Annotated in this window: 13 protein-coding genes; 10 read left to right on the top strand and 3 right to left on the bottom strand. The window is 72.2% G+C overall.

Annotated elements, in window-relative coordinates:
* Positions 1-129: 129 nt before the first annotated feature.
* The 3 genes from ABZ848_RS36000 to ABZ848_RS35990 are packed head-to-tail and all read left to right on the top strand — an operon-like array spanning position 130 to position 4,855.
* Positions 130-1,218 carry a branched-chain amino acid aminotransferase gene (locus ABZ848_RS36000; protein WP_360838778.1) on the top strand — a complete coding sequence of 363 codons (1,089 nt, stop codon included), beginning with the start codon at positions 130-132 and terminating at the stop codon, positions 1,216-1,218.
* A 59-nt stretch (positions 1,219-1,277) separates the two neighbouring features.
* Positions 1,278-4,367 carry a CHAT domain-containing protein gene (locus tag ABZ848_RS35995; RefSeq protein WP_360838777.1) on the top strand — a complete coding sequence of 1,030 codons (3,090 nt, stop codon included), beginning with the start codon at positions 1,278-1,280 and terminating at the stop codon, positions 4,365-4,367.
* Complete coding sequence (locus ABZ848_RS35990; RefSeq protein ID WP_360838776.1) at positions 4,364-4,855, top strand: hypothetical protein; 492 nt, start codon at positions 4,364-4,366, stop codon at positions 4,853-4,855. The genes ABZ848_RS35995 and ABZ848_RS35990 overlap by 4 nt, the downstream gene beginning before the upstream one ends.
* Here ABZ848_RS35990 and ABZ848_RS35985 read toward each other — a convergent pair.
* The gene (locus ABZ848_RS35985) at positions 4,798-6,237 is read right to left on the bottom strand and encodes a cytosine permease (RefSeq protein WP_360838774.1); all 1,440 of its coding nucleotides are present in this window, start codon (positions 6,235-6,237) and stop codon (positions 4,798-4,800) included. The genes ABZ848_RS35990 and ABZ848_RS35985 overlap by 58 nt on opposite strands.
* Positions 6,238-6,372: 135 nt before the next feature.
* Here ABZ848_RS35985 and ureA point away from each other — a divergent pair, with 135 nt between their 5' ends.
* The 7 genes from ureA to cimA all read left to right on the top strand — a co-directional run bounded on the left by ureA (position 6,373) and on the right by cimA (position 15,079).
* Entirely contained in the window at positions 6,373-7,068 is a 696-nt protein-coding gene (ureA, locus tag ABZ848_RS35980; RefSeq protein WP_360838773.1) for an urease subunit gamma, read from the top strand.
* The gene (locus ABZ848_RS35975) at positions 7,065-8,774 is read left to right on the top strand and encodes an urease subunit alpha (protein ID WP_360838772.1); all 1,710 of its coding nucleotides are present in this window, start codon (positions 7,065-7,067) and stop codon (positions 8,772-8,774) included. The genes ureA and ABZ848_RS35975 overlap by 4 nt, the downstream gene beginning before the upstream one ends.
* Positions 8,775-8,782: 8 nt before the next feature.
* Entirely contained in the window at positions 8,783-9,796 is a 1,014-nt protein-coding gene (locus ABZ848_RS35970) for an agmatine deiminase family protein (protein ID WP_360838770.1), read from the top strand.
* A 10-nt stretch (positions 9,797-9,806) separates the two neighbouring features.
* Positions 9,807-10,412 carry a TetR/AcrR family transcriptional regulator gene (locus ABZ848_RS35965; RefSeq protein WP_360838768.1) on the top strand — a complete coding sequence of 202 codons (606 nt, stop codon included), beginning with the start codon at positions 9,807-9,809 and terminating at the stop codon, positions 10,410-10,412.
* A gap of 121 nt (positions 10,413-10,533) precedes the next feature.
* Complete coding sequence (locus tag ABZ848_RS35960) at positions 10,534-11,817, top strand: hypothetical protein (RefSeq protein WP_360838766.1); 1,284 nt, start codon at positions 10,534-10,536, stop codon at positions 11,815-11,817.
* Positions 11,818-11,830: 13 nt separating this feature from the next.
* Positions 11,831-13,129: a hypothetical protein gene (locus ABZ848_RS35955; RefSeq protein ID WP_360838764.1), complete on the top strand. Its 1,299-nt coding sequence runs from the start codon at positions 11,831-11,833 to the stop codon at positions 13,127-13,129.
* A 345-nt stretch (positions 13,130-13,474) separates the two neighbouring features.
* Positions 13,475-15,079, top strand: a complete 1,605-nt coding sequence (gene cimA, locus ABZ848_RS35950; protein WP_360838762.1) for a citramalate synthase — start codon at positions 13,475-13,477, stop codon at positions 15,077-15,079.
* Positions 15,080-15,101: 22 nt separating this feature from the next.
* Here the strand turns inward: cimA and ABZ848_RS35945 are convergent, their stop codons facing one another.
* Entirely contained in the window at positions 15,102-15,587 is a 486-nt protein-coding gene (locus tag ABZ848_RS35945; protein WP_360838761.1) for a hypothetical protein, read from the bottom strand.
* Positions 15,581-16,066 carry a hypothetical protein gene (locus tag ABZ848_RS35940; RefSeq protein WP_360838759.1) on the bottom strand — a complete coding sequence of 162 codons (486 nt, stop codon included), beginning with the start codon at positions 16,064-16,066 and terminating at the stop codon, positions 15,581-15,583. Before ABZ848_RS35940 ends, ABZ848_RS35945 begins: the two co-directional genes overlap by 7 nt.
* Between the last annotated feature and the right edge of the window lie 8 nt (positions 16,067-16,074).

The following is a 16,074-nucleotide window of genomic DNA, read 5'->3' as shown; positions in this document are numbered from 1 at the left end:
CCCGCGCGCGATAATCGAACGCGGAGCCGTGGAATGAGGGAATGCTCGGACGTCCTAGCACTGGTCACTGACAGTAAAAGGGCGTGAGCGCGGCCCCGTCACTACACAACCGGTGAAGGACAACCACTCATGACGACGCCCACGATCGAGCTCAAGCCCTCGGCCTCGCCACTTTCCGACGCGGAACGCGACGCGATCCTGGCGAACCCCGGGTTCGGCCGCCACTTCACCGACCACATGGTCGTCATCAAGTGGACCGAGGGCCGCGGCTGGCACGACGGCCAGCTCGTCCCGTACGCGCCGATCTCCCTCGACCCGGCCACCATGGTCCTGCACTACGCGCAGGAGATCTTCGAGGGCCTCAAGGCCTACCGCCAGCCCGACGGCTCCGTCGCCACCTTCCGCCCGGACCGCAACGCCCTGCGCTTCCAGTCCTCCGCCCGCCGCCTCGGCATGCCCGAGCTGCCCGTCGAGACCTTCATCGAGGCCTGCGACGCGCTGGTGAAGCAGGACGAGGCCTGGGTCCCGGCGCACGGCGGCGAGGAGTCGCTGTACCTGCGCCCGTTCATGATCGCGACCGAGGTCGGCCTGGGCGTCAAGCCGGCCAACGAGTACCTCTTCCTGGTCATCGCGTCCCCCGCCGGCGCGTACTTCCCCGGCGGCGTCAAGCCGGTCTCCATCTGGGTCTCCGAGGACCACGTCCGCGCGGTGCCGGGCGGCATGGGCGACGCCAAGACCGGCGGCAACTACGCCGCCTCCCTGCTCGCCCAGGCCGAGGCCGCCGCCGAGGGCTGCGCGCAGGTCTGCTACCTCGACGCGGTCGAGCGCAAGTGGGTCGAGGAACTCGGCGGCATGAACCTGTACTTCGTGTACGGCAACAAGATCGTCACGCCGACCCTGACCGGCTCCATCCTGGAGGGCGTCACCCGCGACTCGCTCCTCCAGGTCGCCCGTGACCTCGGCTACGAGGCCGAGGAGGGCCGCATCTCGGTCGACCAGTGGCAGCGCGACTCCGAGAACGGCTCGCTGACCGAGGTCTTCGCCTGCGGTACGGCGGCGGTCATCACGCCGGTCGGCACGGTGAAGCGGACGGGCGCGGAGTGGCGGCAGACGTCCGGGGAACCGGGCGAGGTCACCCTGAAGCTGCGGGACGCCTTGCTGAACATCCAGCGGGGCACGGCCGAGGACAAGCACGGGTGGATGCACCCCCTGGGCTGACACCCGAAGCGCGAAGTCGATGAAGAGAGGCCCGTCCCAACCCCGGGGCGGGCCTCGGCATGGCATGGTGGGAGGCCGGGCGGAAGGGCGGGGAGAAGACGGCCTTGGAGACGCTGGACTTCCATGTGGAGATCGGCACGGGGAGCGGGGACGACCGTGATCCGGGCCGCCCGCGCAGCTACGAGGTCACTCTGCGCGGATCCGACGGCGACGAGGCGTCCGAGGTCAGGCCCTTCCCGCTGACGCCGGGCGAACTGCGCGCCCTGGACACCACCGTCCCGCACGCCGTCCTCAGCTCCGCCGCCCGGCTGCGGCGCACCGCCACCGACGACGAACGGCCGGTACGCGAACTGGGCCGCCGCCTCTTCGACTTCCTGCTGGGCGGCAAGGGCCGGCCCCTGCTCACCGCCGCCCGCCACCGCGCCGTCCGCGAGGACCGGCCCCTGCGCATCGTGCTGCGCGTACGTCCGACCGAACTCGCCCGGCTGCCCTGGGAGTTCCTCTTCGACGAGGACGGCTACCTCTGCCAGACCACGCCGCTGGTGCGCCGACCCGAAGTCGGCATGCCCGAGCGGCCTTTGCCGGTGGAACCGCCGCTGCGGGTGCTGTGCATGGCCGCGCTCCCCGACGACCGGGAGCCGCTCGCGGTGCGGGCGGAACAGGAGTGGCTGGACCGGGCCCTGTCCGGACTGCGCCGGCAGGGACTGATCGACGTGACGTGGACGGAGGGGCCGACCTGGCGCGACCTGAGTGCCGCGCTGCGCGACCGGCACTGGCACGCCTTCCACTTCATCGGGCACGGCGGATTCGACGCGGCCGGGCAGGAGGGCACCCTCGCGCTCGCCGACGACGACGGCGGTACGTATCACCTGGGCGCGGACGGGCTCGTCATGCTCCTGTCGCGCCAGACCTCGCTGCGGCTGGTCGTGCTCAACGCCTGCGAGACGGGCCGTTCGGCCGACCACGACCCCTTCTCCAGTGTGGCGGGCGCGCTGATGCGCAGGGGCCTGCCGGCGGCCGTCGCCATGCAGTACCCGATCTCGAACGACGCCGCCGTCGAGTTCAGCCGTACCTTCTACGAGTCCCTCGCACACCGTCGGCCGGTCGACGAGGCCGTGACGGAGGCCCGGCAGACGATCCGCCTCGCCCGGCGCGGGACGCTGGAGTGGGGTACGCCGGTGCTGTTCATGCGCTCGCTGGACGGCCGGCTCTTCGACCTCGCCACGACCGGCGCGCCCGTCCCGGCCGCGGCCGAGGTGGAGGACCTGTACGTGGAGGGGCTCGCCGCCCTGCGCCGGGAGCGCTGGCAGCGGGCCGTGGAGATCTTCCGCGAGGTGACGGTCCGCGACCCCGGGCATCCGTACGCGCGCGCCAAGTACGACGAGGCTCTGCGGCTGCGTCGGCTGCACGCCCTGTACGAGGCGGGCCTCGCCGCGGCCGAGCAGCAGCGGTGGTCCGAGGCCGTGGAACACCTGGAGGCGGTGGCCACCGCCGACCCCGGCTTCCGCGACGCCCCCGCCCGCCTCGCCGAGGTACGACGCCGAGCAGCGGCCGCCGCCCTGCGCGCCGAGGCCCGCGCCCTGCACGCCGCCGGGGAGTGGGAGGCGGTAGTCGCCACCGGCGACGAACTGGCCGCGCTGCTCCCGGAGAACCCGGACCCGGACGGCCTGGTGACGGAGGCGAGAAACCGGCTCGCGACCGGGCCGAGCATGCCTGAGGAACCGCCACCGGTCGAGCATGCGGCCGCTGTGGAGGGGCCGCCGCTGGTCGAGCACTCGGTCGGGGTGGAGGGGGTGCCGCCGGTGGGGTCGTCGGTTGCCGTGGAGGAGGCGCTGCGGGAAGCCTCGTCGGTTGCTGCGGACGAGGCGTCGCGGGAGGGGTCGTCGGTCGCTGGGGACAGGGCGCCACGGGAAGACCCGTCGGTCGCTGCGGACGGGGCGCCGTCGGTGTTCCCCGTGGGGCGTGGGTCCGGCCTCGCTTCCGGTTCTCCCGTGGTGGAGCGGGCCGCTGTCACGCGGGTGATTTCGGAGTGGACGCCTCCTGTGGTTCCGGACCGGGTCGCGCCTGCCGGTCCCTTCGTCCCGAAGGCCTCCTCCAACTCGTCCACGGCGCGCGGGAGCGAGTCGCCGGACCGCGACGCGCCCATCCGTCTCCCGGGCCGTCCCCTGAACTTCGCGTTCAGCCCGGACGGCGCACGGTTCGTCATCGGCTGCGCGGGCCGGAAGGCCGTGGTCTCGGACGTCACCGACGCCGGTGCGTGGCGGGTGATCCGGCACGGCACCACCCTGGAGCGGCTCGGGAAGCTCGTGCGCGACGACGAGACGCCGCTGGTGACGGCGCTCGCCCCCGGCGGCCGTCAGCTCGTGACCTACGCGAAACCGACGGTGCGGACGTGGGACGTGGACACCAGGTCCCCGCTCGGGCAATGGCCGATGGACGCGCCGGGCAGCTGTGTCGCCCTCGGCCGGGAGGGCCTCAGCGCCCTGGTTTTCACCAAGGCCCCGAGCGCCCACCACTGGCGGGTCTCCCGGGGCCAGCCCCACGATCTGGTCGGGCAGGAGACCGAGGTCGCCCTCGCCGTCGCCTCCCGGGACGGCACGATGTTCGCCACCGTGGACGCCCCCATCGACCTGGGCCTGAGATGGGTGCGGGCCGCGGAGGGAATCCGCATCCCCGCGCGTGAGCTGCGGGTGCGCGTCTGGGACGCGGCCACCGGCCGGATGCTGGCCGACCGGAGCTGCGGGACCGACGTCATCCGGGTGGCGCTGCACCCGCACAACACCGCCTTCGTGACGGGCCACAGCGACGGCACGGTCCGGCTCTGGGGCCCCGAGGGAGAGGGCGCCGAGGTGGCACGGGTCGGCGCCGTCTTCTTCCTGGACGTCGCCTACGACAGCGACGGCACCCGGCTCGCCGTGGCCACCGAGGAGTGGGTCACCGTGCGGGAGACCGGCACCGACGAGGTGGTGTGCTCCCGCCGTTACCGGAACGGCTGGAAGGCACGCGCGGTGGCCTTCGGCCCCGACGGCCGCGCCCGCGCGCTCGTGTCGCGTGATCACGAGGTCTGGCTGACCACGGTCGACCGAGTGGCCGAGGGGAACCGCATCGAGGACCTCACCCAGCCGGACCGACCAGGAGCAGCCCCGTGAACGACCGTGTCCCCGGCACTCCCCTCCCCACCGTCGACCTCTTCGTCGACGAGACCGCACCCGCGGGCCACGAGACCCCGCTCGTCGAGGCGCTCGGCTCGCTGGGCTTCCGGGTCCGCGCCCGCGCCCTGCCCACCCGGCGCCCCATCGAGCAGCTCGCCTGGGCGGTGCTGATCGTCCTGCCGTTGCAGGCGTTCCTGAGCGCGCTCGGCGGCAAGGCCGGGGAGGACGCGCACCGCGGGCTGAGGAGCGCCGTCCGAAAGGTGCTGCGGCGCGGACCCGAGGCGGCGCCGCGGGAAGAGCCGGCCACCGTCCTCCTGCAGGACCCGGAGACGGGAGTCCGCATCATCCTCGGCCCGCACCTCGACGACGCGGCCTACCGTGACCTGCGCGCCCTCGACCTGACGCGCTTCACCCACGGCCCGGTCCGCTACGACCCGGCCGAGGCGCGCTGGCTCTCCGACGTGGACGAGGCGACCCTCGGCTGAGCCCCCCGGTGCCGGGCGAGCACGAGATACACGGCGCCCCCGACCGCCCCCGACAGCAGGAAACTGCAGTCCACCCCGCCCGTCAGCGACAGCAGCGGCCCCTCGTACGACGGCAGCGACACCGCCAGCAGGCCCGTGCCCGCGCCGATCGCCCAGGACGCCGTCGCCACGATGTTCCAGCCGCCCCGGTACCAGTAGATCCCGCCCCGCGCGCGGCGGTTGAAGACCTGGAGGGCGTCCGCGTCGTACACGCCCCGGCAGCGGGCGAAGCCGATGAGGGTGATGACCGCCCAGGGCGTGCCGATCGCCGTCAGCAGCAGGACGAAGGATGTCATCGCCGACTGGGCGTCCCAGGTGTAGTGGCCCGCGAAGACGCAGATCGTCGCGACCACCGCGACCGCGCAGGTGGCCCGGGCCCGGGAGGCGCGGGGCAGGATCGCGTCCAGGTCGAGGCCCATCGAGTAGAGCATGAGACCCGCGTTTCCGACCGAGCCCGCCGAGGCCGCCAGGAGGAGCGGGACCAGGTACCAGCTGGGGGACGCGGACACCAGCGGGCCCGCGTAGTCGAGGGCCGCGTGGGCCGCGTACGCCGTGAAGGTGCCGAAGAGCTGGGGGATCAGCAGGCCTGCGGTCAGGCCGAGCCATGTCGCGTGCAGGACGCGCCGCGAGCTGTGGCGGGCCGGGGAGATGTAGCGGGTGTAGTCGCCCAGGAGGGTGATGAAGGCGATGGGGCCCGACAGGCCCGCGGCGACCGTCGCGAGCAGCCACGTCGGCCAGTAGCCGCCCAGCAAGTAGCCGCCGGTTCCCGGGAGTTCGGCGGTCGTGAAGTGCGGGGCGTACGCGATCACGCCCAGGGCGAGCAGGGCCGTCATGCCGATCGCCAGGATCCGGGACATGGCGAGGAGGACGCGGTAGCCGTAGACCGCGCCGGCGACGGTCGCCGCGGCGAGAAGGCCGTACACAGTGCCGTATGACATATCACTGGCCCGTACACCGAACAGCCGGCCCAGCACCCCCACCATCACATCCCCGCCGATCCACACCGTCAGCGCCGTGTAGCCGAGGGCCAGCAGCAGGCCGACCAGCGAGCCGACCAGCCGGCCGCGCACGCCGAACTGGGCGCCGGAGGAGGTCGAGAGGTTCGTCGCGGTGCGCAGGGAGATCAGGGCCAGGGGCGCCGTCAGCGCCGTGCCCGCCAGCGTGCCGACGACGATCGAGCTGACCGACGACCACCGGCCGAGGCCGAACGACGGCGGCAGCCAGCCGAAGACGATCACCCCGAAGCAGAGGTTGGAGCCGAGCAGGATCGACACCAGGTCGCGCGGCCCGCTGACGCGTTCCTCGTCGGGGACGGTGTCGACCCCGCGCTGTTCTATCGGCATGGCTGGGCTCCTCCTTCTTAGAGTGACGTTCAAAGTGACGTTCGTTTTGAAATCTGAACCAGAGAAGCAGCTGCGTCAAGCTTTTCGGATCGCGGATTCATTGATTAGAGTGTTGTTCTAAAGGAGGGATACGGGATGAGACTGACCCCCACGGAACGCGACCGGCTGCTGCTCTTCGGGGCCGCCGAGCTGGCCCGGGCCAGAAGGGCTCGGGGCCTTCGGCTCAACGTGCCGGAGGCCACCGCGCTGATCGCGGACACCGTGTGCGAGGCCGCCCGGGACGGGAAGCGGCTCGCGGAGGCCGTCGAGGCCGCCCGCTCCGTGCTCGGGCCCGCCGACGTGCTGCCCGGCGTCGCGGACGTCGTCACCGAGGTGCATGTCGAGGCCGTCTTCGACGACGGTTCACGGCTCGCGGTCGTCTCCGACCCCATCGGGGGCGGGCTGGGCGCGGACGCTCCCGGCGCCCTGCTGCCGGGACCCGGGCACGCCGAGCCGGAGGCGGCCGTACGGATCACGGTCACCAACACCGCGACCGTGCCCGTCTCCGTCACCTCCCACTTCCACTTCTTCGAGGCCAACCCGCGCCTGGACTTCGCAAGGGAGGCGGCCTACGGGATGCGGCTCGCCGTGCCCGCCGGGTCGTCCGTGCGCTTCGGGCCGGGGGAGAGCGCCGAGGTCGGGCTGGTGCCGATCGGCGGCGAGCGGATCGCGGTCGGGTTCGCCGGGCTCGTCGACGGGGCGCTGGACGCGCCGGGAGCGCGCGAAGAGGCGCTGCGCAGGGCCGCCGCCTGCGGATATCTGGGCGTCGTGACGGAAGGAGACCCGCGATGAGCCGCCCCGGAGGCCACCCCGCCGAAGCCCGCCGGCTCAGCCCGTACGAGTACGCGGCCACCCACGGCCCCCGCGCCGGCGACCGTATCCGCCTCGGCGACTCGGGGCTGGTCGTGCGCGTCGAGTCCGACTCGCAGGTGTACGGCGACGAGTTCCTGGCCGGGTTCGGGAAGACCGCGCGCGACGGGCTGCACCTCAAGGCCGCCGCCGTGCGGGAGACCTGTGACGTCGTGATCAGCAATGTCGTCGTCATCGACGCCGTGCAGGGGATCCGGAAGGTGTCGATCGGGATCCGTGAGGGACGGATCTGCTCGATCGGACGGGCCGGGAACCCGGACACCCTCGACGGCGTCGACGTCGTGGTCGGCACCGGTACCTCGATCGTGTCCGGCGAGGGGCTCATCGCCACCGCCGGGGCCGTCGACACCCACGTCCACCTGCTGTCCCCGCGGATCATGGAGGCCTCGCTGGCCTCCGGCGTCACCACGGTCATCGGGCAGGAGTTCGGCCCGGTGTGGGGCGTCGGCGTCAACTCGCCCTGGGCGCTGCGCCACGCCTTCAACGCCTTCGACGCCTGGCCGGTCAACATCGGCTTCCTGGGCCGGGGTTCGTCCTCGCACGAGGCCCCGCTGATCGAGGCACTGGCCGAGGGCGGGGCGTCCGGGTTCAAGGTGCACGAGGACATGGGCGCCCACACGCGGGCGTTGGACACGGCTCTCCGGGTTGCCGAGGAGCACGACGTCCAAGTCGCCCTGCACAGCGACGGGTTGAACGAGTGCCTGTCCGTCGAGGACACCCTCCGCGTGCTGGAGGGGCGGACCATCCACGCCTTCCACATCGAGGGCTGCGGCGGCGGGCACGTCCCGAACGTGCTGAAGATGGCCGGAGTCGCGAACGTCATCGGCTCCTCCACCAACCCGACCCTGCCCTTCGGGCGAGACGCCGTCGCCGAGCACTACGGCATGATCGTCTCCGTCCACGACCTCAAGACCGACCTGCCCGGCGACGCCGCCATGGCCCGCGACCGCATCCGCGCCGGGACCATGGGCGCCGAGGACGTGCTGCACGACCTGGGCGCCATCGGCATCACCTCGTCCGACGCGCAGGGCATGGGCCGGGCGGGCGAGACGGTCCGCCGTACCTTCGCCATGGCCGGGAAGATGAAGGCCGAGTTCGGCGCACCGGACGACCACGACAACGAGCGCGTCCTGCGCTACATGGCCAAGCTGACCATCAACCCGGCCATCGCGCACGGGCTTTCGCACGAGGTCGGCTCGATCGAGGTCGGCAAGCTCGCCGACATCGTGCTGTGGCTGCCGGAGTACTTCGGCGCCAAACCGCAGCTCGTCCTCAAGGCCGGGTTCCCGGCGTACGGCGTGGTCGGCGACCCGAACGCGGCCACCGACACCTGCGAACCCCTCGTGCTGGGCCCGCAGTTCGGCGCGCACGGCGCCACGCCCGCCGAGCTCTCCGCCGCCTTCGTCGCACGGGCCGCCCTCGACCAGGGCAACGACACCATGCCGACCCGGCGCCGCAGGGTCGCCGTCCGCGGCACTCGCGGTATCGGCCCCGCCGACCTGCGGCTCAACTCCCGTACCGGAGCGGTGGATGTGGACCAGCGCACCGGCCTGGTCACCCTCGACGGAGAGCCGCTGCACTCCGAGCCCGCCGACTCCGTCTCCCTCAACCGCCTCTATTTCCTCTAGGACCCCCGATGACCTACCGAATGCCCGCCGAGTGGGCCCCGCACGAGCGCACCTGGATGGCGTGGCCGGGCCCGAACCCGACCTTCACCGACGGCGAGGAGCTGGCCGCCGCCCGCGTCGCCTGGGCGTCCGTGGCCCGCGCGGTGCGCCGCTTCGAGCCGGTGACGATGGTGCACGGGCCCGGACAGGCCGAGTCCGCGCGCGAGTTGCTCGGCCCGGACGTCGAGCTCGTGGAGCGGGAGCTCGACGACGCGTGGATGCGGGACATCGGCCCGACCTTCGTCACCGACGGGCGTGAACTGGCCGCCGTGGACTGGGTGTTCAACGGCTGGGGCGCCCAGGACTGGGCCCGCTGGGAGCACGACTCCAAGATCGCCCGCCAGGTCGCCGACCTGGCCGGGGTGCCGGTGCTGAGCAGCCCGCTGGTCAACGAGGGCGGCGCGATCCACGTCGATGGCGAGGGGACCGTCCTGCTGACGGAGACGGTCCAGCTCGGGCCCGAGCGCAACCCCGGGTGGAGCCGCGAGGAGGTGGAGCGGGAGATCCACGCGAGGCTCGGCACCCGCAAGGCGATCTGGCTTCCGCGCGGCCTGACCGGCGACTACGGCACGTACGGCACCCGGGGCCACGTCGACATCGTCGCGGCCTTCGCCCGACCGGGCGTGGTGGTGGCGCACTCCCAGCCCGACCCCGCGCACCCCGACCACGAGGTGACCCGGGAGATCATCGGCCTGCTGAAGGCCCAGACCGACGCCCGCGGCCGGAAACTGGAGGTCGTCGAGGTCCCGGCTCCCACCGCGCTGGAGGCCGACGGTCACTGGGCCGACTACTCCTACATCAACCACTACCTCTGCAACGCCGGCGTCGTACTGTGCGCCTTCGACGACCCGCGCGACGAGATCGCGGCCGGCATCTTCCGCCGGCTGTTCCCCGAGCGGACGGTGACGCTGGTGGACGCCCGTACGATCTTCTCCGGCGGTGGGGGCATCCACTGCATCACGCAACAGCAGCCCAGGATCTAGGAGCAGACGGATGGCCGGTGCGCGCAGGAACGCGCCGCCCCGCGAGGACGTCCTCGCCGCCGCCATGGGCATGATCGCCGAGCGCGGGCTGGAGAAGCTCACCATGGCGGCGCTCGGCCGCGAGGTCGGGATGAGCAGCGGGCACCTGCTCTACTACTTCCGCTCCAAGGACGAGCTGCTGCTGCGCACCCTGGAGTGGAGCGAGGGCCGGCTCGGCGCCGAGCGGGGACGGCTGCTGGCGCGGGCGGGCACGGCGCGTGAACGGCTCGATGCGTACGTCGACCTGTACGTCCCCGACGGGCACCGCGACCCGCACTGGACCCTGTGGCTGGAGGTCTGGAACCGCTCGCAGAGCGCTGCCGTCGAATCGGCCGCGCGCGAGCGACAGGCCGCGATCGAGGGCGTCTGGCACCGGGACCTGGTGGCGCTGGTCGCGGAGGGGGTGTCCCGGGGCGAGTTCCGGCCGGTCGACCCGGACCGCTTCGCGACCCGGCTGCGGGCCCTGCTCGACGGCTTCTCCATCCATGTGGCGGTCGGGCTGCGCGGCACGGACCGGGCGCAAGTTCTCGGCCACGTACGGGAGTTCCTGGACGACAGCCTCCTCGCGGACGTCTGACCACGCGCCCGGGTTGTACTCAATTCGGGGGATTGCCCTGTGTCGAGCGGTGCGCTTGTCTCGAAGGAGCCCTCGGCGCGGGGCCGGGGGACGAGCGTCAACGGGGAATTCAGGGGGAATCGTGTTCAGAGCCATGCGTGGGGTGTCCGTCGTGGCGGTCGCGGGGGCGGTCGTCGCGCTGACGGCGGCGTCGGCCTCACCCGCGCCGCAGCCGGGGCGGACCGAGCGGGTCACGTTGTCGGCCACGGGGGAGCAGGGGAACGAGAACGCGTACGGGCCCGAGTTCAGCGCGGACGGGCGGTTCGCGGCCTTCACCGCGTACGCGTCCAACCTCGTACCGGGCGACACCAACGGAAGCTCCGACGTCTTCGTGCGCGACCTGCGCAAGGGGACCGTCGAGCGGGTCAGCGTCGCCTCGGACGGCACCCAGGCCGTCGGCGGCGAGTCGGACGTGCGGGGCATCAGCGCCGACGGACGGTACGTGCTGTTCAGCTCCAACGCCGACAACCTCGTCCACTGGGACAACCCGCCCACCAACGAAGCGGCCCAGGACATCTACCTGCACGACCGCCGCACCGGCAGGACCAGACGGATCAGCGTCGCCCTCGACGGCGGCTCCGCCTTCACGGCCGCCGCGGTCATGTCGCCGAACGCCCGCTTCATCGCCTTCAACGCCAAGGCCGACCGCATGGAGCAGAACCCCGGCGACCTCTTCGGCGCGGTGTACGTCCTCGACCGCCGCACCGGCACCGTCCAGCGCGTCAGCAACCGGGACCGCCTGACCAACCCGGCGCTGCTGCAGGGCATGAGCGCCGACGGCCGCTACGTCTCGTACACCCAGCTCGTGCCGCGCAGCGCCAACGGTGCCAGCTGGGTGCACGACCGCCGCACCGGCACCGAGGAACGCGTCAACGTCAAGGCGGACGGCACCCCGGCGGACCATGCCGCGGACACGGGCTCGCTCTCCGCGGACGGCCGGACCATCGCCTTCCAGTACTGGGGCGACGACCTGGTCCCGGGCGAGACCCCCGACGGCCAGGCCCACCTCTACGTCCGCGACCTGCGCACCGACGTGACCCGGCGCGTCGACCCCGGGTCCGCCGGTGAGCGGCTGCCCGGCTACCCGAGGCTCAGCCCCGACGGACGGTACCTGGCGTACGAGGCCGAACCCTCGCTGGCGGACGGGCGGTTCGGGCCGGCCAACGTCTACCTCCGCGATCTGCGCACCGGCTCCACCCGCCTGGTCAGCGAGTCCGCCGCGGGCGGCCCCGTCACGGACGAGTCGGTGGCGGTGTACTCGGTGAGCACGGGCGCGCGGCGCATCGGGCTGGGCAGTTACTCCGCCCAGCTCGTCGAGGGCGACACCAATGGTCATTACGACGGCTTCGTCCGCCGTACGCACTGACAGGGGGACTTCCATGCAACTCACGCGACGCACAGCCATGTTGAGCGCCGTCGCCCTGGTGGCCGCGCTCTCGGCGACCGCTGCCCCGGCCGCCGCCCACACCGATGCCGCACCGCCCCGGACCTCCCGGGCGAGCACCGGCAGCGGCGGACACCAGGCGGACGGCGCCTCCTCCACACCCGCGATCAGCGCCGACGGCCGTTATGTCACCTTCGTCTCGTCCGCCGACAACCTTGTCAAGGGCGACCGGAACGGCGTGGCCGACGTCTTCGTCAAGGACCTGCGCACCGCCCGCACCGAGCGCGTCGCCACGGGCCCGGCCCAGGACCCGCGGCTCAGCGCCGACGGCCGCTACGTCGTCCTCGCCACCAAGGCCGCCCTGGCCCGCGACGACGACAACGGCCTCGACGACATCTACCTCGTCGACCGCAGAACCCATCGCACCCAGCGCATCAGCCACGGCCACGCCGTCACGACACCGACCTTCGCGCTCAACTACGAGCCCACCATCAGCGCGAACGGCCGTTACGTCGCCTACAGCACCGCCGCCCCGGACGCGGCACCGGGCGACACCAACGGCCGCGACGACGTGATCGTGCACGACCGGAAGACCGGCAAGGACGAGCTGGTCGCCTACGCCACCGACGGCACCCTCGGCGACAGCGACTCGTTCCTGACCTCGCTGAGCGCCGACGGCCGCTACGTCGCCTTCACCACCGCCGCCCAGCTGGACCCGGCGCACGAGTGGACCCACGCCACCAACGTGTACGTCCGGGACCGGGCCACCGGCACCACCGAGCAGGTCAGCATCCCCACCCGGTTCGTCTACAAGAACAGTTCCTGGGGGCCGTCCATCAGCGCCGACGCCCGCTATGTCGCCTTCTCCTCGAACGTGAACAACCTGGTGCCCGACGACACCAACAAGACCGGCGACACCTTCGTCTTCGACCGGCAGCTCAAGACCACGCGGCGGGTGAGCACCGCCGCCGACGGCACCCAGTCCGACGGGCCGAGCAGCGGCGTCAGCCTGACCGCCGACGGCAGCCGGGTCGCCTTCGTCTCGTCCGCCGACAACCTGGTCCCGGGCGACACCAACGGCGTGGCCGACGTCTTCCTGAAAGACCTGCGCACCGGCGCCGTCGAACGGATCAGCCTCGCGGCCGACGGCACCCAGTCCGACGGCCCCGCCGACGCCGTGTCCCTGAGCGCCGACGCCCGCGCCGCGTTCTCCGCCACGGCCACGAACCTCGTCCCGGGCGACACGAACGGGGTCGCCGACATCTTCGTGTCTCGTCCGACGGGACACAACTGACCGCGCCATCCGCTGAACCCCCAGAGGGTCCGCCGAGGCTTCGCCCGGGGTTCGCATTCTGAGACGAGGGTTCGCGCGGGGGCGGGTTGTGCCAGACTGCCCCCGTGCTCTCGTTCGCCATGATTATTGGCAGCAGGCGCGCCGGTCCGCAGTGACCGCCACGTACGACCAGGTACGGGCGGACACCGTCGTCCTCGACCCGCGCGCAGACCTCTCGCACCCGCGAGAGGTTTTTCGCTTTTCTGGCCCACCTGCAGCCGGAGGCAACGCGCGAGGGATCATTGGAGGACGGTGGAGCCGGTCATTCCGGTACAGACCGAGATCCAACACAGGAGCCTTGACACCATGACCGAAACCAGCGAGCTCGACGATTCGTTCCACGTCTTCGACACCACCCTGCGCGACGGCGCGCAGCGTGAGGGCATCAACCTCACCGTCGCCGACAAGCTCGCGATCGCACGGCACCTGGACGACTTCGGCGTGGGCTTCATCGAGGGCGGCTGGCCCGGCGCCAACCCGCGGGACACCGAGTTCTTCGCCCGCGCCCGGCAGGAGATCGACTTCAAGCACGCCCAGCTCGTCGCCTTCGGCGCCACCCGCCGCGCGAACGCCAAGGCGAGCGAGGACCCGCAGGTCAAGGCGCTCCTGGACTCGGGCGCCGAGGTGATCACGCTGGTCGCCAAGTCCCACGACCGGCACGTCGAACTCGCCCTGCGCACCACGCTGGAGGAGAACCTGGAGATGGTCCGCGACACCGTCTCCTACCTGCGCGAGCAGGGCCGCCGCGTCTTCGTCGACTGCGAGCACTTCTTCGACGGCTACCGCGCCAACCCGGAGTACGCGAAGGCCGTCGTACGGGCCGCCTCCGAGGCCGGCGCCTCCGTCGTGATCCTCTGCGACACCAACGGCGGGATGCTGCCCGCGCAGGTCCAGGCCGTCGTGTCGACCGTGCTCGCCGACACCGGCGCCCGGCTCGGCATCCACACCCAGGACGACACCGGCTGCGCGGTCGCCAACACCCTCGCCGCCGTCGACGCGGGCGCCACCCACGTCCAGTGCACGGCCAACGGCTACGGCGAGCGCGTCGGCAACGCCAACCTCTTCCCGGTCGTCGCCGCCCTGGAGCTCAAGTACGGCAAGAAGGTCCTGCCCGAGGGCGCGCTGCGCGAGATGACCCGTATCTCGCACGCCATCGCCGAGGTCGTGAACCTCACGCCGTCCACGCACCAGCCGTACGTCGGCGTCTCCGCCTTCGCCCACAAGGCCGGCCTGCACGCCTCCGCGATCAAGGTCGACCCCGACCTGTACCAGCACATCGACCCCGAGCAGGTCGGCAACACCATGCGGATGCTCGTGTCCGACATGGCCGGCCGCGCCTCCGTCGAGCTCAAGGGCAAGGAACTCGGCGTCGACCTCGGCGGCGACCGCGAGCTGGTCGGCCGGGTGGTCGAGCGGGTCAAGGAGCGCGAGCTCAAGGGCTACACGTACGAGGCGGCGGACGCGAGCTTCGAACTCCTCCTCCGCGGCGAGGTCGAGGGCAAGCCCCTGAAGTACTTCCAGGTCGAGTCCTGGCGGGCCATCGTCGAGGACCGCCCCGACGGCACCCACGCCAACGAGGCCACGGTCAAGCTCTACGCCAAGGGCGAGCGCATCGTCGCCACCGCCGAGGGCAACGGGCCGGTCAACGCGCTCGACCGCGCCCTGCGCGTCGCCCTGGAGAAGATCTACCCCCAGCTCGCCAAGCTCGACCTGGTCGACTACAAGGTCCGCATCCTCGAAGGCGTCCACGGCACGCAGTCCACGACCCGCGTGCTGATCTCCACGTCCGACGGCTCGGGCGAGTGGTCCACGGTGGGCGTGGCGGACAACGTCATCGCCGCGTCCTGGCAGGCGCTGGAGGACGCGTACACGTACGGCCTGCTGCGGGCCGGGGTGGAGCCCGCGCAGTAACTCCGCCCGTTCCAGGGGCGGTTCAGCACGAGTCCTCGGCGAGCTTCTCGAACTCGCCGAGGCTCATGGCCCGGTCGTCGGCCCAGACCTGGCCGGGCTTCAGCCTCGCCAGATCCCTGGCCGTGAACGTCACGACCCCGGTGTAGTCGTAGTTGTCCTCGGCCTTCCCGAAGGCGAGCACATAGGTGTACGACGACACCAGCCGCTGCTTGCCGGCCGCCTTGGCGTGCCAGGCGGCCGGCGGCGAGAACAGCGGGAACCCGGCGTCGGCGCCGTGCCGCTTGCCGGGCACCTCCCAGCCGGACAGGTTCCGGTCGTCGCCGTCCGGCGCCCCGGAGAGCGACAGCCCCTGGATCAGATCGTCCCCACACGGCCGCAGCAACGCCTCCGGCGCCCCCGAGCCGTCCAGCCGCACCGCAGCCAACGGCAGATCGACGGCCCCACACCCGCTGAGCAGCAGCGCACCGGCGACGACCCCCACCAGGGCCACCGCCACCCGCCTCAGCACTTGTCACTCACGAGGTCGTCGAAGCCGTCCCGGCTCATCGCCCGGCCGTCGGCCCAGACCTGGCCGGGCTGGAGGCCGGCCAGGTCCTCGGAGGTGAAGGTGAGCGAGACGTTGTACGCGTCCCAGCCCCGGCCGCCGGAGATGTCCAGGTAGTAGCTGGCCCCGGTCGACAGCCGCTGGGGACCGTACGTCCTGACCCCGAGCGAGCCGGGAGGGGAGAAGAGGGGGAAGGACGTCCTGCCGACGCGGGCATCGGTCGTCTGGAACCACGAGGTGCCCGGGTCCGCGCCCGCGTCCCCGGCACCGCTGAACAGGTGCAGCGGACCGATCCGGTCGTCCCCGCAGGGCCGGACGATCGCCACGGGCTTCCCGTCCTCGTCCAACGACACGGCGGCGAGCGGCAGTTCGGCCGGACTGCACCCGCCGAGCAGCAGTCCCCCCACCGCCACCCCCACCGCCGTGACTCCCGTACGTCTCATGCCCCGCC

Origin of the sequence: Streptomyces sp. NPDC047081, from assembly GCF_040643775.1 — a bacterium.
Taxonomy (GTDB): Bacteria; Actinomycetota; Actinomycetes; order Streptomycetales; family Streptomycetaceae; genus Streptomyces.
The sequence above is the reverse complement of the archived record's forward strand: the minus strand, read 5'-3'. Positions and strand labels throughout refer to the sequence as shown.